Annotated in this window: 27 protein-coding genes; 16 read left to right on the forward strand and 11 right to left on the reverse strand. The window is 54.6% G+C overall.

Annotated features, from left to right (window positions below):
- Nucleotides 1-99: 99 nt before the first annotated feature.
- The 4 genes from ABID47_RS22685 to ABID47_RS22700 all read right to left on the reverse strand — a co-directional run bounded on the left by ABID47_RS22685 (nucleotide 100) and on the right by ABID47_RS22700 (nucleotide 4,003).
- Entirely contained in the window at nucleotides 100-300 is a 201-nt protein-coding gene (locus ABID47_RS22685; RefSeq protein WP_354500102.1) for a twin-arginine translocase TatA/TatE family subunit, read from the reverse strand.
- Nucleotides 301-698: 398 nt separating this feature from the next.
- Nucleotides 699-1,427 (reverse strand): twin-arginine translocase subunit TatC, encoded by a 729-nt coding sequence (gene tatC, locus ABID47_RS22690; RefSeq protein ID WP_089549631.1) that lies wholly within the window; start codon nucleotides 1,425-1,427, stop codon nucleotides 699-701.
- A 44-nt stretch (nucleotides 1,428-1,471) separates the two neighbouring features.
- Nucleotides 1,472-3,193 (reverse strand): GMC family oxidoreductase, encoded by a 1,722-nt coding sequence (locus ABID47_RS22695; RefSeq protein WP_354500104.1) that lies wholly within the window; start codon nucleotides 3,191-3,193, stop codon nucleotides 1,472-1,474.
- A gap of 33 nt (nucleotides 3,194-3,226) precedes the next feature.
- On the reverse strand, nucleotides 3,227-4,003 hold the full coding sequence (locus ABID47_RS22700) for a gluconate 2-dehydrogenase subunit 3 family protein (RefSeq protein ID WP_076172005.1): 777 nt from the start codon (nucleotides 4,001-4,003) through the stop codon (nucleotides 3,227-3,229).
- A gap of 183 nt (nucleotides 4,004-4,186) precedes the next feature.
- On the opposite strand from ABID47_RS22700, the gene ABID47_RS22705 reads away from it, so the two are divergent.
- The 4 genes from ABID47_RS22705 (at nucleotide 4,187) to ABID47_RS22720 (ending at nucleotide 7,702) form a co-directional block, all read left to right on the forward strand.
- The gene (locus tag ABID47_RS22705) at nucleotides 4,187-4,573 is read left to right on the forward strand and encodes a c-type cytochrome (protein ID WP_116233377.1); all 387 of its coding nucleotides are present in this window, start codon (nucleotides 4,187-4,189) and stop codon (nucleotides 4,571-4,573) included.
- A gap of 191 nt (nucleotides 4,574-4,764) precedes the next feature.
- Entirely contained in the window at nucleotides 4,765-5,988 is a 1,224-nt protein-coding gene (locus ABID47_RS22710) for an ABC transporter substrate-binding protein (RefSeq protein WP_354500107.1), read from the forward strand.
- Between the two features lie 29 nt (nucleotides 5,989-6,017).
- Entirely contained in the window at nucleotides 6,018-6,884 is an 867-nt protein-coding gene (locus ABID47_RS22715) for a carbohydrate ABC transporter permease (protein WP_089549634.1), read from the forward strand.
- On the forward strand, nucleotides 6,884-7,702 hold the full coding sequence (locus ABID47_RS22720; protein WP_089549635.1) for a carbohydrate ABC transporter permease: 819 nt from the start codon (nucleotides 6,884-6,886) through the stop codon (nucleotides 7,700-7,702). The genes ABID47_RS22715 and ABID47_RS22720 overlap by 1 nt, the downstream gene beginning before the upstream one ends.
- A gap of 149 nt (nucleotides 7,703-7,851) precedes the next feature.
- Here the strand turns inward: ABID47_RS22720 and ABID47_RS22725 are convergent, their stop codons facing one another.
- Both ABID47_RS22725 and ABID47_RS22730 read right to left on the reverse strand, forming a co-directional pair.
- Nucleotides 7,852-8,478 carry a DedA family protein gene (locus ABID47_RS22725; protein ID WP_354500109.1) on the reverse strand — a complete coding sequence of 209 codons (627 nt, stop codon included), beginning with the start codon at nucleotides 8,476-8,478 and terminating at the stop codon, nucleotides 7,852-7,854.
- Between the two features lie 307 nt (nucleotides 8,479-8,785).
- Nucleotides 8,786-8,914: a DUF4023 family protein gene (locus ABID47_RS22730; protein WP_076171988.1), complete on the reverse strand. Its 129-nt coding sequence runs from the start codon at nucleotides 8,912-8,914 to the stop codon at nucleotides 8,786-8,788.
- Nucleotides 8,915-9,182: 268 nt separating this feature from the next.
- Here ABID47_RS22730 and ABID47_RS22735 point away from each other — a divergent pair, with 268 nt between their 5' ends.
- The 4 genes from ABID47_RS22735 to ABID47_RS22750 all read left to right on the forward strand — a co-directional run bounded on the left by ABID47_RS22735 (nucleotide 9,183) and on the right by ABID47_RS22750 (nucleotide 13,066).
- Nucleotides 9,183-10,142: an ABC transporter permease gene (locus tag ABID47_RS22735; RefSeq protein ID WP_354500112.1), complete on the forward strand. Its 960-nt coding sequence runs from the start codon at nucleotides 9,183-9,185 to the stop codon at nucleotides 10,140-10,142.
- Nucleotides 10,139-11,095 carry an iron chelate uptake ABC transporter family permease subunit gene (locus tag ABID47_RS22740; RefSeq protein ID WP_354500114.1) on the forward strand — a complete coding sequence of 319 codons (957 nt, stop codon included), beginning with the start codon at nucleotides 10,139-10,141 and terminating at the stop codon, nucleotides 11,093-11,095. The genes ABID47_RS22735 and ABID47_RS22740 overlap by 4 nt, the downstream gene beginning before the upstream one ends.
- Entirely contained in the window at nucleotides 11,092-11,850 is a 759-nt protein-coding gene (locus ABID47_RS22745) for an iron ABC transporter ATP-binding protein (RefSeq protein ID WP_354500116.1), read from the forward strand. The genes ABID47_RS22740 and ABID47_RS22745 overlap by 4 nt, the downstream gene beginning before the upstream one ends.
- A 238-nt stretch (nucleotides 11,851-12,088) precedes the next feature.
- The gene (locus tag ABID47_RS22750; RefSeq protein ID WP_354500433.1) at nucleotides 12,089-13,066 is read left to right on the forward strand and encodes a siderophore ABC transporter substrate-binding protein; all 978 of its coding nucleotides are present in this window, start codon (nucleotides 12,089-12,091) and stop codon (nucleotides 13,064-13,066) included.
- 103 nt (nucleotides 13,067-13,169) lie between these two features.
- On the opposite strand, the gene ABID47_RS22755 is transcribed toward ABID47_RS22750, so the two are convergent.
- From ABID47_RS22755 to ABID47_RS22765, 3 genes are read right to left on the reverse strand one after another with little or no spacing between them, the layout of a single operon-like run.
- Nucleotides 13,170-13,508 carry a hypothetical protein gene (locus ABID47_RS22755; RefSeq protein ID WP_354500118.1) on the reverse strand — a complete coding sequence of 113 codons (339 nt, stop codon included), beginning with the start codon at nucleotides 13,506-13,508 and terminating at the stop codon, nucleotides 13,170-13,172.
- The gene (locus tag ABID47_RS22760; RefSeq protein ID WP_354500120.1) at nucleotides 13,505-13,966 is read right to left on the reverse strand and encodes a hypothetical protein; all 462 of its coding nucleotides are present in this window, start codon (nucleotides 13,964-13,966) and stop codon (nucleotides 13,505-13,507) included. The genes ABID47_RS22755 and ABID47_RS22760 overlap by 4 nt, the downstream gene beginning before the upstream one ends.
- Nucleotides 13,939-14,070, reverse strand: coding sequence for a hypothetical protein (locus tag ABID47_RS22765; protein WP_354500122.1), 132 nt, complete (start codon nucleotides 14,068-14,070; stop codon nucleotides 13,939-13,941). Before ABID47_RS22765 ends, ABID47_RS22760 begins: the two co-directional genes overlap by 28 nt.
- A 196-nt stretch (nucleotides 14,071-14,266) precedes the next feature.
- Between ABID47_RS22765 and ABID47_RS22770 the strand changes: the two genes are divergently transcribed.
- The 3 genes from ABID47_RS22770 to ABID47_RS22780 all read left to right on the forward strand — a co-directional run bounded on the left by ABID47_RS22770 (nucleotide 14,267) and on the right by ABID47_RS22780 (nucleotide 18,026).
- Nucleotides 14,267-15,424 carry a winged helix-turn-helix domain-containing protein gene (locus tag ABID47_RS22770; RefSeq protein ID WP_354500124.1) on the forward strand — a complete coding sequence of 386 codons (1,158 nt, stop codon included), beginning with the start codon at nucleotides 14,267-14,269 and terminating at the stop codon, nucleotides 15,422-15,424.
- Nucleotides 15,425-15,491: 67 nt separating this feature from the next.
- On the forward strand, nucleotides 15,492-16,805 hold the full coding sequence (locus ABID47_RS22775; RefSeq protein WP_354500126.1) for an MFS transporter: 1,314 nt from the start codon (nucleotides 15,492-15,494) through the stop codon (nucleotides 16,803-16,805).
- A 345-nt stretch (nucleotides 16,806-17,150) separates the two neighbouring features.
- Nucleotides 17,151-18,026, forward strand: coding sequence for a hypothetical protein (locus ABID47_RS22780; RefSeq protein ID WP_258875399.1), 876 nt, complete (start codon nucleotides 17,151-17,153; stop codon nucleotides 18,024-18,026).
- A gap of 33 nt (nucleotides 18,027-18,059) precedes the next feature.
- On the opposite strand, the gene ABID47_RS22785 is transcribed toward ABID47_RS22780, so the two are convergent.
- Nucleotides 18,060-19,145, reverse strand: coding sequence for a glycosyltransferase family 4 protein (locus tag ABID47_RS22785; protein WP_354500128.1), 1,086 nt, complete (start codon nucleotides 19,143-19,145; stop codon nucleotides 18,060-18,062).
- Between the two features lie 237 nt (nucleotides 19,146-19,382).
- On the opposite strand from ABID47_RS22785, the gene ABID47_RS22790 reads away from it, so the two are divergent.
- Nucleotides 19,383-20,132, forward strand: a complete 750-nt coding sequence (locus ABID47_RS22790) for a YheC/YheD family protein (protein WP_354500130.1) — start codon at nucleotides 19,383-19,385, stop codon at nucleotides 20,130-20,132.
- A gap of 171 nt (nucleotides 20,133-20,303) precedes the next feature.
- Here the strand turns inward: ABID47_RS22790 and ABID47_RS22795 are convergent, their stop codons facing one another.
- Complete coding sequence (locus ABID47_RS22795) at nucleotides 20,304-20,735, reverse strand: DUF2500 domain-containing protein (protein ID WP_354500132.1); 432 nt, start codon at nucleotides 20,733-20,735, stop codon at nucleotides 20,304-20,306.
- A gap of 188 nt (nucleotides 20,736-20,923) precedes the next feature.
- On the opposite strand from ABID47_RS22795, the gene ABID47_RS22800 reads away from it, so the two are divergent.
- From ABID47_RS22800 to ABID47_RS22815, 4 genes are all read left to right on the forward strand, one after another.
- Complete coding sequence (locus ABID47_RS22800; RefSeq protein ID WP_354500134.1) at nucleotides 20,924-21,721, forward strand: ABC transporter ATP-binding protein; 798 nt, start codon at nucleotides 20,924-20,926, stop codon at nucleotides 21,719-21,721.
- On the forward strand, nucleotides 21,718-23,352 hold the full coding sequence (locus tag ABID47_RS22805) for a hypothetical protein (RefSeq protein WP_354500136.1): 1,635 nt from the start codon (nucleotides 21,718-21,720) through the stop codon (nucleotides 23,350-23,352). The genes ABID47_RS22800 and ABID47_RS22805 overlap by 4 nt, the downstream gene beginning before the upstream one ends.
- Before the next feature lie 202 nt (nucleotides 23,353-23,554).
- Nucleotides 23,555-24,586, forward strand: coding sequence for an ABC transporter substrate-binding protein (locus ABID47_RS22810; protein ID WP_354500138.1), 1,032 nt, complete (start codon nucleotides 23,555-23,557; stop codon nucleotides 24,584-24,586).
- Nucleotides 24,587-24,594: 8 nt separating this feature from the next.
- Nucleotides 24,595-26,661 carry an iron ABC transporter permease gene (locus ABID47_RS22815; protein ID WP_354500140.1) on the forward strand — a complete coding sequence of 689 codons (2,067 nt, stop codon included), beginning with the start codon at nucleotides 24,595-24,597 and terminating at the stop codon, nucleotides 26,659-26,661.
- Nucleotides 26,662-26,672: the final 11 nt, after the last annotated feature.

Raw genomic sequence — 26,672 nt, forward strand, 5'->3', positions numbered from 1 at the left:
AGCAACCTGCCCCCATTGAAGGGACCCCCAATGAAAAAGCAGCCATTCCCCATAGGGGAGGCTGCTTTTTATCTGTTTAATAGGCTTGCTTTGGACATATTAACGCTTGTCGATAAGCTGCTTCACCGAAGACTCGGAGGAAGTCTCTTCTTCATCGACGATTCCGCGCGTAGAGCTTCGGAACTCGCGGAGCGTGTCCCCGAACGCTCTTCCGAGCTGCGGGAGCTTCGATGGCCCGAAGAGGACGAGGGCGATGGCCAAAATAATGACCAGGCCGGATACACCAATGTTGTTCAGCATAGCATGTACACCTCTTTTCTGGATTAACGTCCTAGCCCCAGATGACTGAACACTGGACGGATGGCGGCTGTCGTATGGTCAGGACTGCAACCCCGAGTTGCCGGACTACGGAACTGATGCGGTCTCGGATAGACGGAGAGTACAATTTCCTGGCTGCCAGACGGATTGAACTGCTGCAGTTGCCAGACTTTGGGATTGTGCAGCTGCTAATGAGCAGGAACAGTTTCCTAGCTGCCGCAGGGCGGGAGGGCAACGACTTAGCTACCGGATGGCGGGAGTACAACGACATAGCAACCGGATGGTCAGGATTGCAACGATTTAGCTGCCAGACGGCTGTGCAGCTGCTAATGAGCAGGAACTGCAGTAGTCTAGCAACCGGATGGTGGCACTGCAACGACCTAGCTGCCAGACGGGCTGGACTGCATTTTCCGCCACTGGCGGCCGGATACGTAAACGCTGATCTCGAACAGCAGGATGAGCGGAATGGTGACGGACAGGTGCGAGACGAAGTCCGGCGGTGAAATGCAGGAGCCGAGGATCGCCAGCCCCAGGTACGCGTATTTGCGCGTCTTTTTCAGCGTATCGGGCGTCAAGATTCCGATTCGGGTCAGGAACAGAATGACCACTGGAAGCTCGAAGGCGATGGCCATCGGGATGACCAGATCGAACAGGAACCCGAAGTACCGGTCAATCCCGTACGTTTCGATCGCCCCGATCGTTTGGTTCATGCGCTTCATGAACTTCAGCATCATTGGAAACACGACGTAATAGCTGAACGACAGCCCGGCCAGAAAAAGCATGAAAGCGACTGGAATGAAGGGGAACGCGCTCTTCGCCTCATGCTCCGTGAGCCCCGGCTTCACAAAAGCCCACAGCTGGTACAGCAGGACGGGAACCGTGAACATGAGCGCGAAGATCAGCGCGCATTTCATGTAGATCAGAATGCCGTCCGTAAAGGAAAACACGTTCCAGGCGATCGGCTCCGCCAAAGGCTGAGACTTGAGGTAGAGCAGGATGCCGGGGGCGGCGTACAATCCGGCGGCAAACGTCACGATGAAGCAGATGCCGACGATGATCAGCCGCTTTCGCGCCTCGGCGACATGAACAATCCAGTTGTCTTGATCCATTTGATTCCCTCCGCATTTTCCTTGCCCACAGGCGGTGTTTTCGCTTAAACGAGAGATCCGCCCGATTTCAAATATTTCGCAATGCCTTCCGCAGCCCGGTAAGCGAGGGCGCCAACGGTGCCTGTCGGGTTATAACCGCTGTTATGCGGGAAGGCGGACGCGCCGACGACAAACACATTTTCGGCATCCCACATCTGGAGATAGTTGTTGACGACCGAAGTTGAAGGGTCTGATCCCATAATCGCCCCGCCGGTGTTGTGCGTGGATTGATACGGCACGATATTGAACGGCCCCAGCTCTTTGGAGGAGCCGATGGACGATGGCTTCATTTCCTTCATGATGGCTTCGGTTTTATCTGCCATGAAGGCGATCATTTGCCGGTCCTGCTCCTCAAAGTCGAACGTGATCCGGATCAGCGGTTTGCCGTAAGCATCTTTGTAGGTCGGATCCAGATCGAGATAGTGGTGCCTCCAAGGCATGCTCGATCCCTGCGCCGCCACGGTCAAGTAGTTGTTCGCGTATTTCAGCGAGGTCGCTTTGAAGTCCTTGCCCCACGTTGGCGTCCCTTTCGGAACCGAATTGTTCGCGATCGGGCGGAGCCCGGTTTGCGAAATCCGGATGCCGGCACCGTGGATGAAATTCAGATCGCTGTGGTCAAAGTTGTCGCCGTTGAAGTCCGGGATTTCCATGCCAAGCGCGCCGGCTCCGGCAAACAGGTTGAACTGCTTGTCGTCATAAAAACCGGTCGCTGAACCGCCATTTGTTTGGTAAGCGTAGTTTTTGCCCACAACGCCCGTTCCCGAATTCGGATCGTACGGCTTGCCGAGCTTGGACGTCAGCAGCAGCCGGACGTTGTTGAACACATAGCTCGCCAGAATGACGACGTCTGCCGGCTGTTCGTATTCCTGGCCGGTCAACGGGTTAACATATTTCACGCCTGTGGCCTTCTTCCCGTCATGCAGAATATCCGTCACGTTGGCATACTCACGGAGCTCGAAATGCCCGGATTTCTGTGCGACCGGAAGCACGGTCACGACCGGATCGGCCTTGGCGCCGTATTCGCAGCCAAAGCGCTCGCAATAGCCGCAGTACTGGCAAGGGGCGCGGGTAATGCCGTCCGGGTTCGTATACTGCTCGGACAGGTTGGCCGACGGCATCATATACGGATGGTAGCCAAGCTTTTTGGTCGCTTCCTCGAACATTTTGATCATCGGCGTCTTGATCATCGGCTTGGTCGGGAACGGCTTGGAACGCTTGCCGACCATCGGCGTCTGTTCTTGTTCCCCGGAAATACCCGCGACCTCTTCGAACTTGTAAAAATAGGGCTCCAGCTCGTCGTATGTAATGCCCCAGTCCTGAATGGTCATGCCATCCGGGATTTTTTTCTTTCCATAGCGTTCGATCGTTTTGCTCCGGATTTCGAAATCGTACGGCAAGAACCGGTACGTTTGTCCGTTCCAGTGGATGCCTGCGCCTCCGAGGCCTTCCCCGAGCAGGAAGGCGCCGTATTGGCGCATCGGCAGGGCGGTCATTTTCGACGTGTTCCGAAAGGTGATCGTTTCCTTGGACAAATCCTGCATCAGTTCATAGCGCTGGGCGTAACGGAGCTCATCATGGACCATGTAATAATCCTCGGTGGAACGGGGTTTACCGCGTTCCAGGCCGACGACCTTGATTCCCTGTTTGCTTAATTCAGCGGCGATAATGCCGCCGATCCATCCCATCCCGACGATCAGGACCGGGACTCTTGGCAATTTCGTAGCCATGGATAACTCTCCTTCTCTGTCAGCATGTAAAAATTAATGTGTGGCCAAATGGTCATGCAGGCTGAGCGGATCTGTTTTTGCAAAAGCGTCCTCACCGACAATTTTGGCATAGGACATCTGGTTGCCCGGATAGTTCCGCATCTTCCAGCCCTCCATGTTGACGTTGCCGCCATAGAGCGGGTCCGCATATACGCCTTCGAGCGTCATATTGCGAAGCAGATCGAAGAAGCTTTTGCCGGTGATGCCGTTAATCACTTCAATGTCACCTTTTTCGAGCGAAGTCAGGATGGCATCTTTTTCTTCGTCGGCAAGGTCGGTAAACCCCTTTTGGTACTTTTTCTGGCTTGCATTGTCAATCGCGGTAAGCCCGAGCAGGAAGACCTCGTTACGGTTAATGCTCTGATAGTCGCCCTGTGTGGCTTCCCCTTTAACAAAAGGCCCCATGCGGTATTCGCGGGCGTTGAAGCCCCAGTGGCCGGCTAACTGGTGGTCGATGTAGTAAGCAACGCCCAAGTCGTTGGCTCCAGGACCGTTATCGTCCTTAGGAAAAATGCGCTCTGTCGCTGCCTGTGTAATTTGCAGCTGGCGCTGGTTGAAGTACATGGTCGCATGGTTATAATCTGCAGCAGGCTGCGTTCCGGTTTGCGGCGATGTCGGCGCATTTGCAGCCGGCTTTTTCTTGTTGAAGCCGCCGGTAATGGCCCCGCCGATAACGCCACCGACGACCAGACCGCCGATCGCCGTCCCTGAATATTTCAGGAACTGGCGCCTGGACCCGCTTGGTGGTTGTTCCTTTTGTTGTTCTGCCATGGTTTCATTCCTCCTTGTGGGATATGTTCCCCTTTGCTGGGTATATTATGCACTTGCCATGCCAAGCCGAAAAAACCGCAAATACGAAAAATCACGATAATCCGCGTACATGAAAAGCTTATTGCTGGGGCATCGTAGCTGTATTGAGGCAAATTTGAAAAAGTTGAAGGGAGACACCTCCAAATGAAAAAATCGATCATTTTCCTGAGCCTGCTGCTCGTTCTTTCCCTGTCCGCCTGCGGTAAAAGCAGCGACAATAACAACAACCAGGGCGCAGCCAATAACAACGCCGGCACTACCGGGAATACGGGTACAACGACCGGGCAAACCGGCGGCAACGCAGCAGCCGGCAACGGGGAAGCGACCTTTAAAGCCAACTGTGTCAGCTGCCACGGCAACAACCTCGAAGGCGCTGTAGGACCGAACCTGCAAAAGGTCGGAGCCAAATACTCCGCGGACGAAATCGCCGGGATCGTATCGAACGGCCGCGGCGGCATGCCGGCTTTCAAAGGCCAACTGTCCGATGCTGACATTCAAGGCGTAGCCCAGTGGTTGGCCGCCAAAAAATAAGCGCGCTTCGGCCCAGCCATGCAAAAAGCAGCCTTTCCGTCAGGGGGCTGCTTTTTTACTTAGCCGGGAAACGGCGCTGCATTCGCATGTTCGCTGCAGGCTTGATGCTTGGCGGCTTGTTTATTTTTCGACAAAATCGGGTAATTTTAGAGAAAATTCAACATCAAGAATTTCGATATGGGGGGTTTCGCATGAAAATGGGAAGAATCCTTCTGGTCTGCCTGCTGCTCGCGTCAATGCTGACGGCCTGCGGGAATAACGGGGAGAATGCCGGGAAGGTCAAGCTGGAGTTTTTTCAAAACAAGCCGGAGGCCAAAGGCTCCTTTGATAAGCTGGTGGCCAAGTTCAACGCTTCGCACCCCGGGATCCAGGTCACCCAGGTGAATCCGCCGGATGCCGAAACGGTCCTCAAGACAAGGGTCGTCAAGAACGACATTCCCGACGTCATCGGCATGGGCGCGACCGACACGTATTCGATCCTGGCGCAGAGCGATATTTTCGCCGATCTGACCCAGAGCAAGCTGGTCGAGTCCATTGATCCGAACTACATAAAAATGCTCAAGGACGTAACGGGGCTGAGTAAAATTACCGGTATCCCTTACGCAACCAACGCCAACGGCATTATGTACAACAAGGACATTTTCAAGAAGCTGGGGCTGAGCGTTCCGAAAACGTGGGATGAGCTGATTGCGACTGCCCAAAAGGTGAAGGACAGCGGCATCATTCCGTTTTATTTTACATACAAGGACGACTGGCAGACGAATCTGCCGTTTAATGCGCTAGCACCTAACCTGGTCGGCATCGATTTCTTCAAGCAGCGCCGTGAGAATCAGGTGACCTTCCAAGAGAAATTCCGCGAGGTGGCGGAGAAGCAGCTGAAGCTGCTCGATTACGGACATGGGGACAACTTCGGGAAAACGTACGCGGACGGCAACCGTGCTTTTGCGCGCGGGGAATCGGCCATGTATATCCAGGGCAGCTGGGCTATTCCGGAAATCCGGAAATCGAACCCGAACGCGAATATCGGCTTCTTCCCGTTCCCGACCGGAAACGACGCCGACAAGAACAAGCTGATCTCTGGGGTGGACACGCTGCTGACCATCTCCGAGAGCACCAAGCATAAGAAAGAAGCGGAAGAATTCATCGCTTTTCTCCTCGAGCCGGATAACATCGGCCAGTACATCAAAGAGCAAACCGCGTTCTCGGCCGTCAAGGGCGTGACGCAGGACGACCCGGCGGTTGCCGAGCTGCAGCCTTATTTCAAGGCGGGCCGAGTCGTCGATTTTGCCGACCACTACATCCCGGCCGCCGTGCAGCTGAACTCGATCGTTCAGGGATTTCTGCAAAACCGGAATATCGACGCCTACCTGAAAACGCTCGATACCGAGTGGGATAAAGTCCAGAGCCGGAAATAACACCATGACCAAAAGAGGAGGATGAAGGGATGTCCAAGCGACTTACGGCGTTTTATTGGATGACCGTGCCGGCGGTCGTACTGTTCTTCGTATTTATGACACTGCCCGCCCTGCAGGGCATTTACTATTCTTTCACGAACTGGAACGGGTTCGGCAAACATTACGACTTTATCGGGTTCCGCAACTACGCAAACCTCTTTACGGACAGCAACGTGGGGAACGCCTATCTGTTCACCTTCAAGTTCGCCATCGTCGTCACCATTCTGATCAATGTGCTCAGTCTGCTGATCGCCCTTGGCCTGAACGCGCGGATCAAGGCGCGCAACTTCTTCCGCGGCATTTACTTTCTGCCGAACATTTTGAGCGTGCTGATCGTCGGCTACATTTTCAACTATCTGTTCTCCAACGTCTTTACGATCTGGGGGCAGAACCTGGGCATCCATGCGTTCTCAACGAACATTCTGGGCAACGAAAATCTGGCCTGGATCGGGGTCGTTATCGTGGCGGTATGGCAGGGGATTGCATTTAATACGATTCTGTATCTGGCGGGACTCCAGACCATCCCGGCTTCGCTGTACGAAGCTTCAAATTTGGACGGGGCCAGCCGCTGGCAGGAATTCTGGAGAATTACCTTTCCGCTCATTTCCCCGTTTTTCACGATCAATATGGTGCTGGCGATGAAAAACTCGCTGATGGTCTTCGACCAGATCGTCGCCTTGACCAATGGCGGGCCCGGCCGGGCGACACAGTCCATTTCGCACCTGATCTACATCGGCGGGTTCCAGGGAGGCGAGTTCGCTTACCAGTCCGCCAACTCGGTCATTTATTTTATCGTCATTGCGATCATCTCCATCCTGCAGCTTAAATTTCTTCAAGGAAGGGAGAGCGATATGTAATGAGAACGAAAACGAACTGGGCCGTCATGATCCTGATTGCCCTGGGGACGCTGCTGATTTTGTTCCCGCTGTACATGACCTTGACCATTGCACTGAAAAATCCCGAGGAAATGACGCGGTCGGTCTTCGCGATCCCGACGACGTTTCACTGGGAAAACTTCTCGAACGCGGTGAAAATGACCAACTTCTTTCGCGCATTCCGCAACAGCGCGCTCGTGACGATCTCGACGGTGGTGCTGACGCTGCTCACCAACTCGCTCGTGGCGTACGCCATCGCCCGGAATATGCACCGGAAGTTCTTCAAAGGGCTGTACTTCTACTTCATCAGCGCTATGTTTATTCCGTTCCCGATCATCATGCTGCCGATCGTCAAGCTGGCATCGGCGCTGCATATGACCAATCTGGTCGGCCTGACGATTCTGCATACGGTCTATGCGCTGGCCTTTAACGTCTTCGTCTACGTTGGCTACATCCGCTCGATCCCGACGGCGCTGGAAGAGGCCGCCACGGTGGACGGGGCAACGACGTGGGGCACCTTCTGGCGGATCATCTTCCCGCTGATGGCGCCGATCAACGCCACCGTCGGCATCCTGATCTGCCTGTCGACCTACAACGACTTCCTGCTCCCGCTGATCATCATCAGCGACCAGTCGAGCTATACGCTGCCGCTCGTGCAGTACATTTTCCAGGGACAGTTCAACACGGACTACAACCTGGCGTTCGCTTCGTATCTGATGGCGATGCTGCCGATGATCATCATCTACCTGTTCGCACAAAAATGGATCATCAACGGCGTGACACAGGGCGCCGTCAAATAAAGTGTAAAGCGTTGGTTACAAGCCGCTCCCCGGGCAAGCACCGGAGGGCGGCTTTTGACGTTCTTGACGAAAGCAGTGCTGTAAGCGTGCTGTCATCACAGCCGCGGCAGTCCTACAGCTGTTAGCTGCTCGTTCGTGCGCGCTTGGCCTTAGTCCTCCTGCCGAACTTCGGCTTTGACCCGAGGGGATGCGGATTTTTTTCTCCGTTTCAGGTACACGACGAGAGCCAGGACCGTAGCAGCCACCAGGATAGCGGCTAGCGAATACTGGGAAATCAAATGCAGAAACTGCTCGATCTTCGAGCCGACCAGCCTGCCGATCATGACATAGACGATCACCCAAGCGAGTCCGCCGATGTAGTTATAGATAAAAAAGGTCCGTACATTGATCCGGAGCACGCCGGACACGTATCCGGTAAAATGCCGGAGTCCAGGCACGAAGTAACAGATCAGAATGAGCTTGGTGCCGTACCGGTCGAACCAGCCGGTAATTTTGGCGATCCGGGCCGGGTTCAGGAGGACGTACTTGCCGTATTTTTCAAAGAAGGGCGTTCCCATACGATACCCGATAATATACGTCACCGTCGTGCCGACGATGGCGCCGATATACGAATACAAAATAATTTGCAGCAGGTGAAAGCTCCCCAGCGTCGACATATGGCCGGAGATGGCCATGGCCAGCTCTCCCGGGAAGGGAATCGCCAAAGATTCGGCGAAGAGGCCGCCAAACAGCACCATATACCCGTATTGTTCAAACAGATGGATGATCCACTCCATAGTTTCTCTCCTTACCGGCCCTCGCCGCCTGCAGTCAAATCCAACCTGAGGCCGATGCCGTCTCATGCTTTCGTCCATTCTAACGGAGCAGCGGGTCATCCAGAAACTGTCTCTGGACTAGGATCAAACTGGACTTTGGTCTTGGAGATTGCAGAAACTTTGCGAAAATCCCTGAATAATAAGAAAAACGCCTATCTTGCGATATAAGGAGGAGCACTCTCTGGAGCTTATACTTTCTTATATCTACAAATAAAAAGAACACTTCCCCTTCGGCCGAAAGGGAAATGCCCTTTTTAAGGTTTACCGGTTATTTCTTCGTGCCATGCTGCTTGGTCGGAAGCTTTGCGCTGGCTCCTTTGCTGATGCCATCCTTGTGTTTGCGGGCTTTTTCCTGGGTATCGTGGAGCTTCTCCACATACTCATGCGTGCTGTCCATGGCTGTACAACCTCCTTGTGTTTGCAGTCGGCATTCCCTGTTACTATGACCACTCCGGGCGGCCTGCATTCATTTTGCGGGAGGAAGGCAGAAGAATAAAAATACCCAGAAACGTTTGACAAAAACCGGTCAGCTGTTAGAATAAAAACTAAGTCAGTTAATTGAGAATGAATATCATTATTAATTAGATCGAAAGTGACATATGCTTTTTCGGAATATTTTCATTATTTTCAATGACTGGCCAGACTAAAGAAAGCGTTGGATAGCCATGAAAAACACTTACCTGTGGACGCTGTGGATCCTGCTTATCGTATTCTCAGCCGCTTCTTTGTTTATCGGGGTGAAGGATATTTCCCCGCTGGATCTGTTTCATCTCACAGCCGAACAGAAGCAGGTGCTTTGGATCAGCCGCCTTCCGCGCCTGATCAGCATTATCATCGCCGGCACGAGCATGAGCATTATCGGCCTGATCATGCAGCAGCTGACGAGAAACAAGTTCGTGTCGCCGACGACGGCCGGAACGATGGATTCGGCAAGGTTCGGCATTCTGGTGGCTCTTATGGTGTTTGGTAACGCGGCACCGCTGGTGAAAATGCTGGTGGCCTTCGTCTTTGCCCTGCTGGGAACGATGATCTTCATGCGGATCCTGGATAAGGTCAAATACAAGGATGCGATTTTTATACCGCTTGTCGGACTCATGTTCGGCAACATTGTCAGCTCGGTCACGACGTTTTTCGCCTATAAAAACGATCTGATCCAGAACATGTCCTCCTGGCTGCAGGGCGACTTTTCCATGATCCTCAAGGGCCGCTACGAGATGCTGTACATCAGCATTCCGCTCCTGATCATCGCCTATCTGTTCGCGAACCGCTTTACGATTGCGGGCATGGGGGAAGAGTTCGCGGTGAACCTGGGGCTTAACTATAAGGCCGTCGTCAACATCGGACTGGTCATCGTCGCCGCTATTTCATCGGTCGTGATTTTAACCGTGGGCATGATTCCTTTTCTGGGCCTGGTCGTTCCGAACATCGTCACGATGTATCTGGGGGACCATCTGAAGAAGAGCCTGCTACATACCGCACTGCTGGGAGCCGTGTTCGTGCTGTTCTGCGACATTCTGGGCCGGGTCATCATCTATCCGTATGAAATCTCCATCGGCGTCACCGTCGGGGTGATTGGCAGCGCGATCTTTATCTACTTACTGCTGAGAAGAAGGGCTTATACATGAGCAAATCCAACCTGACCAAGCTGATCGTTCTAACCGTCATCGCATTTGTCCTGATCGCTGTCTTTATGGTGATCCAGTCCGGGGGCAACTGGGATTATATCCTTCCGCGCAGGGGCAAAAAAGCGCTGGCCATGGTCCTGACCGGCGGAGCGATCGCCTTCTCGACGGTCGTGTTCCAGACGATTACCAATAACCGCATTTTGACGCCGAGCATTATGGGGTTGGATTCCCTGTATATGCTGTTTCAGACCTTTATGGTCTATGTGTTTGGCTCGATCAGCCTGACGGCGATGGGCAAAAACGTGAACTTTCTCATTTCCGTCGGCATGATGGCCGTGTTCTCGGTCGTGTTCTACAAGCTCCTGTTCAAAAGGGAAGGGCAGAACATTTACTTTCTGCTTCTGCTCGGTCTGATCTTCGGCACATTGTTTCAGAGCCTGTCCTCCTTTATGGAGGTGCTCATCGATCCGAACGAGTTCCAAATCGTCCAGGACAAAATGTTTGCCAGCTTCAACAACGTCAATACGGATCTGCTGCTGGTGTCGGCGGCCGGGATCGTGCTGGTGACCGCCTATTTTACGCGCTATACCAAGTATCTCGATGTTATTGCTATGGGAAGGGATCACGCCGTCAATCTGGGCGTCGATTACGACCGGGTGGTTAAAAGGCTGCTCATTGTTGTGGCGGTACTCATTTCCATCGCGACGGCGCTCGTCGGGCCAATCACCTTCCTGGGGCTGCTCGTGGCCAATGTGGCCTATCAGCTGATGCGGACCTACCGGCACACGCTGCTGATTCCGGCTGCGGTGCTGATCAGCATCGTCGCCCTTGTCGGCGGGCAGCTGCTGGTGGAGCGGGTGTTTACCTTCTCCACGACGCTGAGCGTCATCATCAATCTGGTCGGCGGCGTGTACTTTATCTATCTTTTGCTAAAGGGGAGTAAATCATCGTGATCGAGGTTAAAGGGGTTTCCAAACAATATGGCGGCAAAGCAGTGGTCGACAACGTCTCGGTGAACATCGCCAAAGGGAAAATCACCTCCTTTATCGGTGCCAACGGGGCGGGCAAAAGCACGCTTCTCTCCATGATCAGCCGCCTCATTTCCTGTGACGGCGGTGAAATCCTGATCGAAGGAGAGCGGGTGGACCGCTGCAAGAGCAGCGAACTCGCCAAGAAGATCTCGATTCTGAAGCAGTCCAATCATATTAACGTCCGCTTGACGGTCAAGGAACTGGTAAGCTTCGGCCGGTTCCCTTACTCGCAGGGCCGGCTGAAGCCCGAGGACTGGAAATACGTCCAGGAAGCCATCGATTATATGGAGCTCGGCGATCTGCAGGACCAGTACCTGGACCGGCTGAGTGGCGGGCAGCAGCAGCGGGCCTTTATCGCCATGGTCATTGCCCAGAACACCGACTACGTGCTGCTGGATGAACCGCTGAACAACCTGGACATGAAGCACTCGGTGCAGATCATGAAGGTGCTGCGGCGGATGGTGGATGAGCTAGGTAAGACGGTCATTATCGTCATTCATGATATCAATTTTGCCTCCGTCTATTCAGACGACATCGTCGCGCTGAAGAACGGCAGGGTCGTGAAGGAAGGAACGGCGGACGAGATCATTGATACGCCGGTGCTGAAGCAAGTCTACGGGATGGATATCCCCATTGAGAACATTAACAACAACAAAATTTGCGTTTATTTTGCCTGAAGCCTGAGGCCCGGGAGAGGTAAGAAGCAGCTTGTTCCAAAAATAATGTTCTCCCGGAGTTGATCGCGCCAGGTGAAGAATCAATTATGTGCAGTGCCAACTATAGGAAATTATATGCGTGGACTTATCCCAGCCAGGCGCCGGCGGGTAGTTCATCACATAATTTTATACATTTACGGCTTGGTTCAAGCCGAAACCAAATCAGAACATGGGGTGGATGAAGTTGAAAACAAGAAAGATGATGCTGTTCATCATCACGGCCGTGTTGGTCGTCGTGCTGGCGGCATGCGGCAATAAAAATACGGCAGAACCTACCAAAGAGGCGTCTGCTGAACCAACCAACACTTCGGCGGCTTCCGGTTCCGAGGAGCTGACGATCAAACATAAGCTGGGCGAGACCAAGGTCAAAAAAAATCCGCAGAAGGTCGTCGTGTTCGACTTTGGCATTCTGGATACATTGGATAAATTGGGCGTTCAGGTCACCGGGGTTCCGCAGGCGAACATTCCACCTTATCTGTCCAAATATGCCGACAAGGATGCATACAGCAACGTGGGGAGCCTGAAAGAGCCGGATTTTGAAAAAATCAACGCGCTGAGCCCGGACCTGATTATTATCTCCGGCCGCCAATCCGAAGCTTACGAGGAGCTCAGCAAGATTGCGCCGACGGTCTACCTGGGCCTGGATACGGCGCGGTACATGGAATCGTTTAAGGAGAATATGAACACCGTTGGCCAGATCTTCGGCAAAGAGGACGAGATCCAAACGGAGCTGGACCATGTCGACAAGACGATCGCGGAAATTCAGGATAAAGCCGCTGCTTCGGGCAAAAACGCCCTGATCGTGCTGGCGAACGAAGGCAAGCTGAGCGCTTACGGCGCGGGCTCCCGCTTCGGACTGATCCACGACGTGCTGGGCTTTAAGCCGGTGGATGCAAACATTGAAGCTTCCACGCACGGCCAAAGCGTCACATCCGAATACGTAGCCGAGAAGAATCCGGACTATCTGTTCGTCGTGGACCGCGGCGCGGCTGTGGCCGGAGAAGGCGGGGAATCCGTATCCGCCAAGCAGACGGTGGAGAACGATCTGATCAAAAATACGAAAGCCTTCAAAGAAGGGCATATCGTATATCTCGATCCGAACTACTGGTACCTATCCGGCGGCGGACTGCTGTCCGTGCAGGAAATGGTCAAGGAAGTCGGAGCAAGCATTCAGTAGTTAGGCAAAGAGTACGAGGTCGTTCAGGCGCGTGCCACCAGGAGCTGTCGCGGAGGTCCGTAAGGACGCCGCGGCGGTTTTTTTGTGTTTCTTCTCTGCCACCTTATCGCGGCCGTTCCGCCAGCATCAGGAAGTGGGTGACCAGATAAGCGCAAGAGGTAGCGCCAAACCATGCAAATATGCCCGGGGTCATCGCGAAGTACAAACTAATGGGCAGGGACCAAAGAAAAGCGATCAGTACAAGCGCTTTACGGCGAAACCAAGCAGACACGATCGCAAGGGCAGCCGGCACGCACAGCGTAAAGAAGGTGATTTGAAGGGGGCGGGTTTCGAGGCTGGATGAATACGGATTGAAAAAGCCCAGTGTCATCCAAAGCAGGATGGTGGCTATACCGGCGGTCGTTGCTAGCAGAGCCGCCGGGCGTCTGAGTTGGCGTATCATCGATAAAACACCTCTTTCGTCACTTGACCCCCGCCGCCCATTACCGGAGTGACCTCCAATTCAGAAAAAGGCGACTGGTGAGCCATGAAGAAGAAACGGGAATGCCCCGTAACGGACAGCACTTGAGCTTCGTTATTCCCTTTTACGGTCATGCTGGTAATCTTCGGGTCAAACACTTTTCCGGCAAGAATGTTCACATTACGCCCCTTAGCGGTTTGAACGGTAAAGCCTCCGGTCATATACGGGGTGTCCTCTCCTTGAAAGTTCAGATAGTCAGATGATCGGTACCACTGATACCCGCGGGACCCCTCGTTCACCCCACCCACTCCGAAGGCGCCGTATTTTTCGTAAAAGATGAGCTCTTCCCCGTCGACCGTGATGGTCGTGAGTACGTCGGACAGTTCAACCTGCTCTTCATGAAGGCCATATTCTACGGCCTGTTCAGCACTTGAAACCATGGAGAGCCGGGCGACGCCGACGTTGCACGGCTGCAGCCTATCAACAGGCAGATGACATATAACACAACCGGTACCATGACCAGTCTGGTTTGAATTTTGATCACGGCTGTACCTCCTACTCATACCTCAAAATCCAACGTCTTTTACTCTTGAACGTTACGCTGTGATAAAAGTTGGCCTAATGGCATCATTTCATCATATGCCTCCATCCTATTGTGCGGCAAATCGGGAATATGCTTAAATAACAGAAAGGGTTATAAACGATCGCCAAGGTACGCGTAAAAGAAAGGGGGGAGGACGGTGGCCCAGCTGGATTTTGATCCAAGCGGATATACGGTCAGCTACCAGGAGGAGTGCATTTCGCTGCTTGCCAAAGAGTATGCGCTGCTGCAATTTTTATACAGCCATCGCGGCCAGGCTTTCAGCCGGGAACAGCTGCTGGACCGGGTATGGCCGATGGAATATCCGGTGGAGCGGACGGTGGACGACCACATTTACCGTCTGCGTAAGAAGCTGCGTCCTTGGAGTAACCGGGTCTTTCTGAATACCGTGCGCGGCTATGGCTACAGCCTGACGGTCAAAGAGCCGGATCTCCGCAATCCGTCGATGCAGGATACCGAGCTGCAGGCCCAAATGCGGCAGCTGATGAACAAGTACCTCATGTACGGTCAATGCAAATCGATGATTACGCTGGCGAGCCAGCAGGATCTGCTCGGGTTTGAGCTGCCCCCGTCCCACCTGATTTTTATCCGGTATGCGCAGGCGGATATCCACTGGTTTTTGACGGATAACGAATTCCCGCTCTCGAGCAAGCTGTATTATTTGCTGCATTTTTACTTGTACTTTTACCATGAACCGGGAAAATGCCTGGATTATTTCGAGCGAACCATGGCCGCCAACATTGGTCCGGAGGATCATCAGCGGGAGCTGAGGATTTTAAATATTATCGGGCTGTATACCGACAACGGCCGGCCCGAAGAGGATCTGTCCAGGGTTAGGGCGGCATACGAGGCCGTTCGTGAAGCGGGGGGAGATCTGGATATTTTCAACGTCCATATCAAAATGGCGGAGATGTACGTCCACCTGGGTGCAGACAACCTGCCCGAAGCCGAACGCTGCGCAGGCGAAGTCGAACGGATGCTGGAGGAAACCCCGTATTTGCGGGAAATTTGCTTTTATCACGGGCTTAAAGGCCGGTTGCTGCTCCGGCAGGGGAAACGCGCCGAGGCCGCGGCTGCCCTGAACTACGGCATTGAGGTTGGAGAGATGACGCACAACGTGCCGCTGATCGTCGGATCGATCCGGGAAACGCTGGTTTTTCTGGAGCGCAGCGTGCAGGATCCACAGCTTCATCGCCAGTTTGCCGCGAAATACGCCGAATATAACCGGATATATCAACTGGAAGCCAATAAAGTGCCGATCGAAGAAAAAATCGAAAGCATTCTAAATGCTGTCTGATGTTCCTCTGATATTCCTTCGTTACAGTGAGAGTACGCCATATTCTGACTGAACGGAGGAATTTTTCATGTCTACCCTTGTTACTGAGCCGCGGCCCCCCGCAAAATCGGTGTGGACCAACCGCATCTATGCCAAAATGTTTACGGCTTACGCCATCTCGTCGTTTGGTGAATGGTTCGACGCTTTTGCGATCCAGGTTCTGGTCGCTTACCGATGGCAGGCCGATCCCTTAATGATTGCGCTAATTCCGGTCATGATGGCCCTGCCGGGCATCCTTCTCGGGTCGCTCGCGGGGGTGGTGGCCGACCGCTGGAAAAAGGTCAACCTGATGCTGATCGCCGATGCGGCCGAGACCGTTCTAACGGTCCTGCTGCTGTTTGCTCCCGGCATGCACTGGCTGCTGCCGCTATTGGCGCTCCGTGCCGCCATGGGCGTATTCCGCGTCCCGTCGCATCAGGCGCTGACACGCCAAGTGGTCCACGAGGATCAGCTGCTGAAGGCGACTTCCTACAACGGTCTAGTCAACCAGTTCTCCAAAATCGCCGGTCCGCTGCTGGGCGCGGTCGTCCTGACGGTGCTATCCCCGCAGATGTGTATTCTGGTGAATGCCGTAACCCGGTTGATCTCCTGCCTGCTGCTGTTTACGCTGCGCCGAATCGAGGCCAATCATACGGCTCCCCAGGACGACATGAATCCGGGTGAAAATGCCGGTCCGGAGCACAGACCGGGCTTCATCGAGCAATGGAAGCAGGGCTGGGCAGTGCTGCTGCAGCGCCGGATTCTGCTCACCACGCTGATCGTGAATATGACGGTCATCCTCGTTATTCTTATGATCGATTTCCAGTTTCCTACGCTCTATAGAGAGATTGCACCGGATAACGAATCTCTTCTGGGCTGGATGGTCTCCTCAACCGGCGTGGGTGCCGTAGCCACGATCATGATCTTGAATCGCCGGAACCGGATCGGTTACGGCACAGGGATCGGGGGCGGCATCGTCCTGGTAGGCGCAGCGATCGGGGCGATGGGGCTGCTGAGACCCGGTTCTCCGGAGATCTGGAGCATCGTGCTGGGTCTTGTCATCGGGATCGGCAACGGGCTGTTTATGGTGACGAACAATTACGCGCTGCAAAAAGAAACACCGGAAGGCATGACCGGACGGATATTCGGCATTCAGAACATGATGTCCAGTACGATTATGATCGCAGCTCCATTGGCCGGTGGTTTGCTGATCAAAGGATTTGGCGTGGGAGAGGTGTTCTGCGTCCTTGGCCTGCTCGTACTTGTTTTTGGTATCATCTGCCTTCTGCTTCAGCGGATGCTCTGGCCGACGGACGCCAAGAAACGCGCCCATGAAGAACCCCTGCGGCAGGTATCCGGGTAGACGGTGCCGCCTTGATCCACGTGCAGGCTGGATAGCTCCCGGACATGAGCACTCCTTCTGAGAGCTCAACCAGAAGCGGCTTGGCAGCCGGACAAACAAAGCCATAACTAATACAGCCCTGAGCCGGTCAACCGGCTCAGGGCTGTTTGTTCTGGCTGAAACTCCCCCTGCTTATTCTGTAAGCGGACTAAACAATGAAGAGGCTTGTATCCCGCACTTTGGTCGGGGGCGGCATCGACCAAAGTCCAGGAAAAAGTCTGGACCCCGGATAGAATTGCCGGAACCTCCTTCTCTGTACAATAAGACGTAATCAATGCCAAAACGTTCGGATGGAGGAGATTATTCATGGAAATGGTCAATGTAAGGAGCGTGGGCGCCCGGCCGGCGTTCCGCTGGTTTGAAGGGGAGAAGTGGCTGGTCCTAACCGCTGTCTTGGGATTTCTGCTGTCCGCCTTCTGCGGGATCTGGACCCTTGTGAACGGGGCGGAAGTAGCCCCTGGGGGCAATGTTCAAAACGCATTTTCTTTTAACGCTGCGATCGGGATATTTTTGCTGTCGACGGCTCTCATTATCCCGTATTCGGGTCTAGGACGAAGAGGCAGAGCCTTTTACCGCTACCCCTACATCGTGCTCGCACTCTATTCCTATTTTGCCGAAACGGTACAAAATTTCCGTGGAGTTAATCCCCGGTTTGTCAAAGATGGGTCCGCCTTTGACAAGGCAGTGGGCAACGTTTTTGCGTTCATCGCCCTGCTGCTCGTCGTTTTTTATCTGTTCCTGGCCGCGCAGTATTTCCGTCGCAAAGTATACGCGGCTCATCCTGAGCTGGTGACGGGCATCCGTTATGCCATGGTAGCCGTGATGCTGTCTTTTGCAGCGGGGATCTGGATTTCGGTTAACCAAGGCCGGACCGTGGGGCTGCATGGTAACATTATTTGGCTGCACGGCCTGGGCTTCCACGCACTTCAGGCCATCCCGCTCGTCGCCTGGCTGAGTACTCGGACTTCGCTCTCCGTTTGGGTACGTCTCCGAATGATCCACCTGACGGGCATTTGCTACGTGCTTGGATTGGTCTTCATCGGATGGCAGACCTTGTTGGGCCATACGGTTCTTGAATGGTCAACGCTCACTGTCGCTGCCGGCTTCTGCTTCCTGCTCTCCTTGGCTGCCGGTGCTTTGATGCTGCGCAACGCGGACGGATTATTGAGAAAAATGCATTGAGTCATTTATCTACAGCAGCCAGAGGAGTACCCTTTAGGAGTACAGCGCCGCGAGCTTTTCGGCGGTCCTGCCCCATGTGAAAGACTGAAGTACCATGCTGCGTCCGCTGCCGCCCAGGCTGCGCCGCAGCTCTTTGCTTTGGGCCAGTGTGACCAGATATTCCGCAAAACCTTCCGGACGCCAGTAGTCATCCACCAGGTAACCATTTACCCCGTGCTTAATAATTTCGGGAATGCCGCCGATCTGCGAAGCGATGACCGGAAGCCCGGATGCCATGGCCTCGACGTTCACGAGGCCGAAGGCTTCGTGCCGCTGGGAGGGACAGACAAAGCAGTCGGCCATCCGGTAGATGCTGTGAATTTCGCTGTGGTTTTTGTTGCCGGTCCAGGTGACCGCTACCCTCAGCTTGGCGGCCTCGGCTTTCAGCCTCCGGATATATCCCTCCTTGCTCCGGCCTGCAATCACAAGATGCAGTGGGACCTGCTTGCTTGCGATTTGCGCGGCTTTCAGCAGAACGGGCACGCCTTTTCTCGGGATGATCCGTCCAGTGAACAGCACGGTGAAGACATCCCCGATTCCATACCGGCTGCGGGCCTGCGCCCGCTCAAAATCGGTTGGCGGACGGAACCGGTCGGTGTCGACGCCAAGCTCGACCGTACGTATTTTGTGTGCTTGTGAGGGAAAACGTACGGACAGCTTTTGCTTTAGCGAAGCGCTGTTGGCGACAATCCACCATGCATGCTTCAGGCTCGCGGCAACGAGCCGTGTCGAAGGCACGAAAGTGAGCGAATGCAAAAACAGGGTTACTTTGGACTGGGGAACAGCCCGCTGAATAGCGGCCATATAGTGGGGACGGTTATCCACCTGGATGACGTCGTAAGTTTTCCCATGAATGAATCGAAGCACCGAAGCGAGGTAGACTTTGGAGCTGCCGGAACGGACCCTGACAATACGAACCCCCTCATCCGTGCTCTCCAGAGGCAATCCCGCGAAGGCTCTGCTTAAGACGGTTACCGCATGCTTCTTGGCAAGCTGCCTGGCGATGGATAAAATGCAGATTTCCACCGAGCCGCTGCCGGGAACAGGGAGCCGTTCGGGGGCTACGATCAGTATGTTCAAGCCGCTTTCCTCCCTTACAGCAAAGATGCTGATCCCCGCACCTGCTGCTTCAATTGATCCTACTATTATTTATGCGTGCCCCCATAAGGGAGTACGGGATGCCAGCCCAGAAACGGAATCTATTGTTCTGCTTGCGGGATGAATGTCCTGTCCAGTCCGCCGTGCCTTGCATACAATAAACAGGTTTTGCAAGCGCGTTACAATCAATTTTGAAGACAGGACAGGAGAGATCGGTGGATGGGGGAGAAGAACCGCACGGCAGTCGTCAGCAAGTGGATTAAAACGAAAGTGCTGCTTGGCAGCAAGGAAGTCCGGCCGTTTATGCTCGATACCCGTAAAATTAGCAAAACCGACCTGAAGGAGATGCTGAAGTCATACCGTATGGTCTATGTCAAACCGGAAAACGGCACCCACGGCAAAGGGGTAATTCGGGCGGAACAGCTGGAGAACGGAGATTATTCGTATCAGATGGAGACGGTAAAAAAGACCTTCGGCAGCTATGATCCGTTCTATCAATCGTTGCAGAAGCTGACCGGAAAGCGAAGCTACCTGATTCAAAAAGGGATTCATCTCGTAAAGTACCGTAAGCGCCGTTTCGATATCCGGGTGATGGTGCAGCGGCGTCCTGGAGGAGATTGGGAGGCGACCGGTTTGATCGGAAGAGTCGCCCACGAAGGCAAAATCGTGACCAATTATCACAGCGGGGGCACGCCGATGGATGTCAAAACGCTGCTCGGGGCCCATTTAAATGAGAAAGAGACGGCTAAAGTCATCCAATCCCTGAACAAGCTCGGAGTGACTACCGCAAAGCATCTGCACAAAAAGTACCCCGGTTTCCGGCACATCGGCCTGGACATCGGCTTTGACCGGACGTGGACGCCGTGGATCATTGAAGTGAATACGAAGCCCGATCCGTACATTTTTAACCAGCTGAAGGACAAATCCATGTATCGTAAAGTAATGAAGTTCAGACAGGCTTGGAAGTAAGCAGGCATCCACCGGATGACGTTCATAAGCAGTATATGCGGGGAAGGGGCTTGGCTGAAGAGCCGGCCTTCTTTTTTGTAACAGGCACTTATCATCGACGGCTTCCCCGAATGTTAAAAATGCAGCCTTTGTCCTGCGGTTGAACCCGCGGTCAAGGCTGCTTTTACTGTTCTAGGACGTTTGCCCAACCTCCCGTTCAAAACCGACGATCCAATCGCCCTGGACCGCGGCATACCCTTCATCTCCTTCGGCAACCAAGCCGTACAGATGCTTCACGTCCAAATATTCCTTCCGCTCCCCGTTATCAAATTCCAGGGTGATGTAATAGTACGTTCTGGAGGAGCCGCTGGAATTGACAAAGCCGCTGCCGTTATCATGATGGCTGCCGCTGTGATGGCGAACGTCCATCCGTTTGGAAATGACACGGGCGTACATGGACGACCGGGGCGTACGGGCATTTTTGAAATAACGGGCACCATTCATAATGATGCTGGCAACGATGATGATGAACACAATGCCGAATATAAAGGGGAAAATTTTAAACATAAAATCGAAGAAGTCAAAGCCTCCTCCGCCAAAGGGCGGTGGCCCGGGAGTCACCATAACGTTATTCTCCTTTCATGATGCCGGTTTGGTGTGCATTCAACCGGACATTGTGTAGAACGCGTAAAACGAAGGAAAGTTGTCGATTATCGGCAAAAAATACGGCGATTGGATGATTCATGGTCCGCTTCCATCTCTATATCTGCTATGCTAGTATTTGGAAATAAAAGATGATAGGGGGAGCTGCTATGCCAGAATCGAACCATGAGCCGATCATCTCCATCCAAGGACTCGAAATGAACTATGGGGGAAAGCAGGTTCTGAAGGGCATCAACCTGGATGTGTATGAAGGGCAGATCATCGGATATATCGGCCCGAACGGCGCGGGAAAAAGCACGACAGTCAAAATCATGCTGGGGCTTGTCAAAGGCTACAGCGGCCGGGTTCGCATCTTCGGCAAGGATATTTCGGACGGAGAGGTAGAGTATAAGGCTAGGATCGGCTATGTTCCGGAGATCGCCGAGATGTACGATAGCTTGACCGCCCAGGAATACCTGACGTTCGTTGGCGAGCTGTACGGTCTTGAGCGGCGGCTTGCCGATCACAAGGCGCAGCGGCTGATGGAGCAGTTTGGCTTAGAAGAGGTGTACTTTAACCGGATATCCTCTTTAAGTAAAGGTATGCGCCAGAAGGTGCTGTTGATCTCAAGCCTCCTGCATAATCCCGACATTCTTTTTTTGGATGAGCCGCTCAGCGGGCTGGATGCAAACAGCGTTATGGTGGTGAAGGAGATGCTGGCAAGCCTTGCAGCCGAAGGCAAAACGATCTTTTATTCTTCGCATATTATGGAGGTTGTGGAGAAGATCAGCAGCCGGATCGTTTTGCTGAATGAAGGGAACGTTGTTGCCGACGGCAGCTTCGAGCAGCTGCAGGAACGGCTGCATGAAGGAACACTAGAAGAGATTTTTACCGAGCTGACCGGTTATCATGAGCATAAAGATACGGCAGCCCGAATCGTGTCCATCGTAAAAGAGGTACAGCGATGAATGATTTCAAAACGCTGATTGTGCTGGACCGCTGCAAGGGTCTTTTCGAAAAGGCAGGGATGGATTATGTGCAGATGCGCCGTATTTTACAGGTCAAACTCACGATGGATGGCCGCCGGGCGCCGACACTCATCGGTAAAACTTCCCGATCTGCTGATCCCGATGAGCTGTCGAACCAGTTTCTTAAGTCGCTGTGGATTTATGCCGTGATGGGGGTGGTCATGACCCCATTCGTGGTCATGGGTCACAACCTTATTTTTCAGATGAGCATCGTATTCGGTATCTTGATGTTTATGATCACGACGTCGATGATTTCCGACTTCTCCTCCGTATTGCTGGATGTTCGGGACCAGACCATTTTGGGTTCCAAACCTGTGAACGCTAAGACGATCAATATGGCCAAGGCCATTCATATCATGATTTATTTGTTTTTTATTACAGGCTCGATTACGGCCGCACCGCTTGCTGCCGCCCTGTTCCGACACGGCATTGTATTTTTCTTGATCTTTGTGCTGGAGATCGTGCTGATGGATCTGCTGATCGTCGCGATAACGGCATTGTTGTACTGGCTCGTCCTCCGCTTCTTCGACGGAGAAAAGCTGAAGGACATCATCAATTATGTGCAAATCGGCCTCACGATGGTAATGGCGGTTGGTTATCAGCTCATCGCCAGAGTGTTCAATGTGGTGGATTTGCAGATCGGGTATGAGTCCCATTGGTGGCATGTATTTCTGTTCCCGGTCTGGTTTGCGGCTCCGTTTGAATGGTTGTTCGGTGGACATAGGGGAGAGGCGATCATCGTTTTCAGCCTATTGTCGGTCCTCCTGCCGCTCCTGGCCGTATGGATTTATGTCCGGATGATCCCTTCGTTTGAAGCCAATTTGCGGAAACTGTCCACCCAGACTGCCCGCAAGAAGGGAAGGGGCGGACGGTGGCCGGATGTTCTGGGGCGCTGGATCTGCAGAAGCCGGGAGGAGCAGGTGTTTTTCCGCTTTGCGCTCGGCATGATCCGGAAGGAGCGGGATTATAAACTAAAGGTGTACCCTTCGCTGGGACTCTCGCTCATCTTTCCGTTTGTTTTCATGTTTAATACGTTTAATTCGGGCAGCAGCTGGGAGGAGATCCGTTCAGGTAACTCTTATTTGTTTATGTATTTCTGTGCCCTGATGATACCCAGCGCCGTCATGATGCTGCAGTACACCAGCACGCCGAAAGGGGCGTGGATTTTCAGTACGGTACCGCTGCGTAATCATGAGCCTATCTATAAAGGCACGCTTAAAGCATGCATTGCTCAGCTTATTTTGCCGATTTTCATTGTGGAGAGCATGATCTTTATGGTGATTTTCGGCGTCAGAATTCTGCCGGATCTGCTGGTCATATTCGTCATGACCTTACTGTATACCGTGATCAGCTTCCGGCTGATGGGTTTGGAGATGCCGTTTACCGAACCTGCTCAGGCAGGAACGCAATCTGGAAGGGCCGGCCTGATGCTCCTACTATTTTTGATCTTGGGGGCCATGGCAGGGCTTCATTTTGCACTCCGTTTCTCGACTTACGGAGTATATGTGCTGATGGTTGTGGCCTTGATCGCCAATATTGCCGCATGGAAACTGGCCTTCCGTAACCTTTAAGCTAAGGGCCGGAATATATTCGGCAATCGGTCTTCTATCAAGCTGTACATAAAGCGGCTCCGCCAATGCGGCGGAAGGCCGCTTTTTCATGCCCAAAATCGCTATTGACATCCCAATTGAGAACCAATATCATTTAGATATTTAATTGATACTGATTCTCAATATCAATAATAAGTACATAGCAGAGAGGGAGATTGTGTTCATGAAGACATTCCGGTTAAAACGGGGGCTGCTCGCCCCGTTCATCGTGTGCTGCCTCATCGCTTTATTCACTGCAGGCTGCAGTACGGGGGGAGAAGCCAAGGAAGGAGCTGCGGCACAGGCTGGCAGCGGAGATTCAAGCACACCGGCCCAACAGGAAGAAGTTCGCACGATCCAGCACTCGATGGGAACCGCCGAGATGAAAGGGACGCCGAAAAACATCGTCGTTCTGGAATGGACGTACGCGGAGGATTTGATTGCATTGGGCATTCAGCCCAAAGGTGTCGCCGACGTGGAAGGGTATAAGAAATACGTGAACGCCCAGCCGGGGCTGTCGGCGGACGTCATCGATGTAGGTACGCGGCAGGAACCCAGTCTGGAACTGATTACAAGCCTCAAACCGGACCTGATTATCGCGGAAAATTTCCGCGTGAAGGATACATACGAGCAGCTAAAGGCGATTGCGCCGACCGTAGTTTTTGATAACTACTCCAAAGAAGCTTCCCAGGATCAATACGCCACGATGGAGCATTCCTTCCGGACGATTGCCGATATCGTCGGCAAGAAAGAGGAAGGCGAGAAGGTGCTCGCTGACGTGCAGGCCACCTTTGACGATGCCAAAGCGAAGCTGAAGGCGTCGGGCAAAGAGCATGTGAAATACGCTTTGATCCAAGGCTTTTCGAATCAAGATGCGGCGGTCATGCTGCTGTACTCGGACAACTCGATTGCTGCGGGCGCGCTGAAGCGTGCGGGTTTCGAGAATGCCTATCAGCCTAATCCCCTTCCGGAGGACGGCTATGCCCAGACGACAGTGGAATCATTGGTACCTGTACAGGATGCGAATCTGCTGTACGTGGTTCAGGATGATGATAACATCATCGAGAAACAGATGAAGAACAATGCCGTCTGGAACGGCTTGCATTTCGTTAAGGAACAACAAACGTATCCTCTGGGAGGCGATATGTGGGTATACGGCGGCCCGCTGTCGGCGAAAATCCTGGTCGATAAAGCGGTCAGTCTGCTGACGCAATGAAGCCGGTGATGGAGCCGATAACGGGGCACGAGGCAGCCGTAAGGCCGGAAAACCGCCGAATCAGCCTGAATCTGCTGGTGTTTGCCGGGGGAGGTGTTCTTCTGGTGATCCTTCTGGCGCTGAGCCTGACGCAAGGGGAGCTTCATATTCCGCTTCGTACGGTGTATGAAGCGATCGTTCACCCGCAGAACATTGCGGAACACCAGACCATTCGCGGCCTGCGGCTGCCCAGAGCCGTCATGGGCATTTTGGCTGGTGCCGCCCTGGCTGCGGCAGGCGCCCTGCTGCAGACGGTGACGCGGAACGCCCTGGCGGAAGCGGGAACCTTCGGGATCAATGCCGGCGCCTATTTTGCCGTGGTGCTGTGCACGATCTTTATGCCGTCCCTGATTCATTCGTCACCGCTTATCACGGCTTTGCTCGGCGGCTGCCTGGGCGCAGGGTTGTCTTACCTGCTGGCGGGGGCAAGCCGGAGCACGCCGGTCCGGATGGCGCTCTCCGGCATGATCGTGTCGCTGGTGCTCGCCTCGTTCACCGGCGCGCTTCAGCTGCTGTTTGAGAACGAGACGAATGGGCTGTTCGTCTGGGGTTCGGGTTCGCTGAACCAGAACGATTGGCACGGAGCGGCCTACAGCTGGCCGTGGGTGACCGGCGTCCTCGTTCTGGCATGGCTGTTCCGGCGCCAGCTGGACCTGCTGGAGATGGGGGACGAGACCGCCCAGGCGCTGGGCCAGCGGGTCGGGCTGGCCCGCACCGCCGCACTCTCCGCGGCGGTCCTGCTCGCAGGGGTCACCGTCAGCGTGGTGGGCCCGATCGGTTTTGTGGGGTTGATCGCCCCGCATCTCATCCGCTTGCTCGGGATGCGGCGGCATGCGCTGCTCATTCCAGGCAGCGCATTATGGGGCGCGGTCATCCTGCTGGGTGCCGACGCCATTGCCCGGTTGTTCCGCGGCACGCTCGGGGAGCTGCCGGCGGGGGCCGTCACGGCGCTGTTCGGCGCGCCGTGGCTGATCTGGCTGGCGCTGCGGGCCAGCCGCACGGCTGCGGCGGACGGCGGAGGCGGGATGAGCGCCGGCGTGCTGCATAAGCGCCCGCCGTACCCGCTGCTGCTTGCCGCTATGATTGTGCTGATCCTGCTGGCATCGGTCATCGGCATATCGGCAGGCAGCCTGCGCATCCCGCTGCGCGATACGCTTGCGGTCCTGAGCGGCGGCGGGGAGGCGATGTACCGCAATATCATCCTTGATATGCGTCTGCCCCGCCTGCTGGTATCGCTGCTGGCCGGAGCCGGTCTCGCCGTGGCCGGCGTTATGCTGCAGAGCACCGTCCGCAATCCGCTGGCGGATGCCTCGGTGGTGGGCGTCACCTCCGGCGCGGGCGTTGGGGCGCTGCTGCTGATCGTGCTCTTCCCAGCCGCCTCCGGCGGATGGCTGCCGGCTGCGGCCATCGTGGGCGCTGTGGGCGCGGCAGCCGTGGTCGGCGTGCTGTCCTGGCGGAAGGGGCTGGAGACCAGCACGCTGACGCTGGTCGGCATCGCCGTGTCGGCGGCCTGCGCCGCGGCGATCCAGTTCCTGGTCATCCGCTCCGGCATGGGGGCTGCTCCGGCGCTGGCCTGGCTGGCCGGCACCGTCTATGCCCGCGGCTGGAGCGATTTGATCAGGCTGGCTGCGCTGCTGATCGTCCTGCTTCCTGCGGCCTGGCTGATCGGCCGCCGGGCGGACCTGCTGGGATTCGGCGATGCCGTATCCCAGGGTCTTGGCCTGGCGCTGACGCGGGCCCGGCTGCTCACAGCGCTGATCGGCGTGCTCATCGCGGCCGCCGTCGTTCAGGCCGTTGGCACGGTCGGTTTCGTCGGCCTGCTGGCACCGCACGCCGTCCGCCTGCTGACCGGGCATCATACCCGGCGCGCGGTCGTGCTGTCGGCGCTGCTCGGGGGCCTGTTGATGGTCGTATCCGATATCGTCGGCCGGCTGCTGATCGCCCCCAAGGAAATTCCGGTCGGTCTTGTCGCAGCGGTCATCGGAACGCCTTATCTGCTCTTTCTGATGTTCCGCTCCAACCGGCTCAGGAAATAGCCTTCCGCCCC

Origin of the sequence: Paenibacillus favisporus, assembly GCF_040545415.1 — a bacterium.
GTDB lineage: Bacteria > Bacillota > Bacilli > Paenibacillales > Paenibacillaceae > Paenibacillus_AQ > Paenibacillus_AQ favisporus.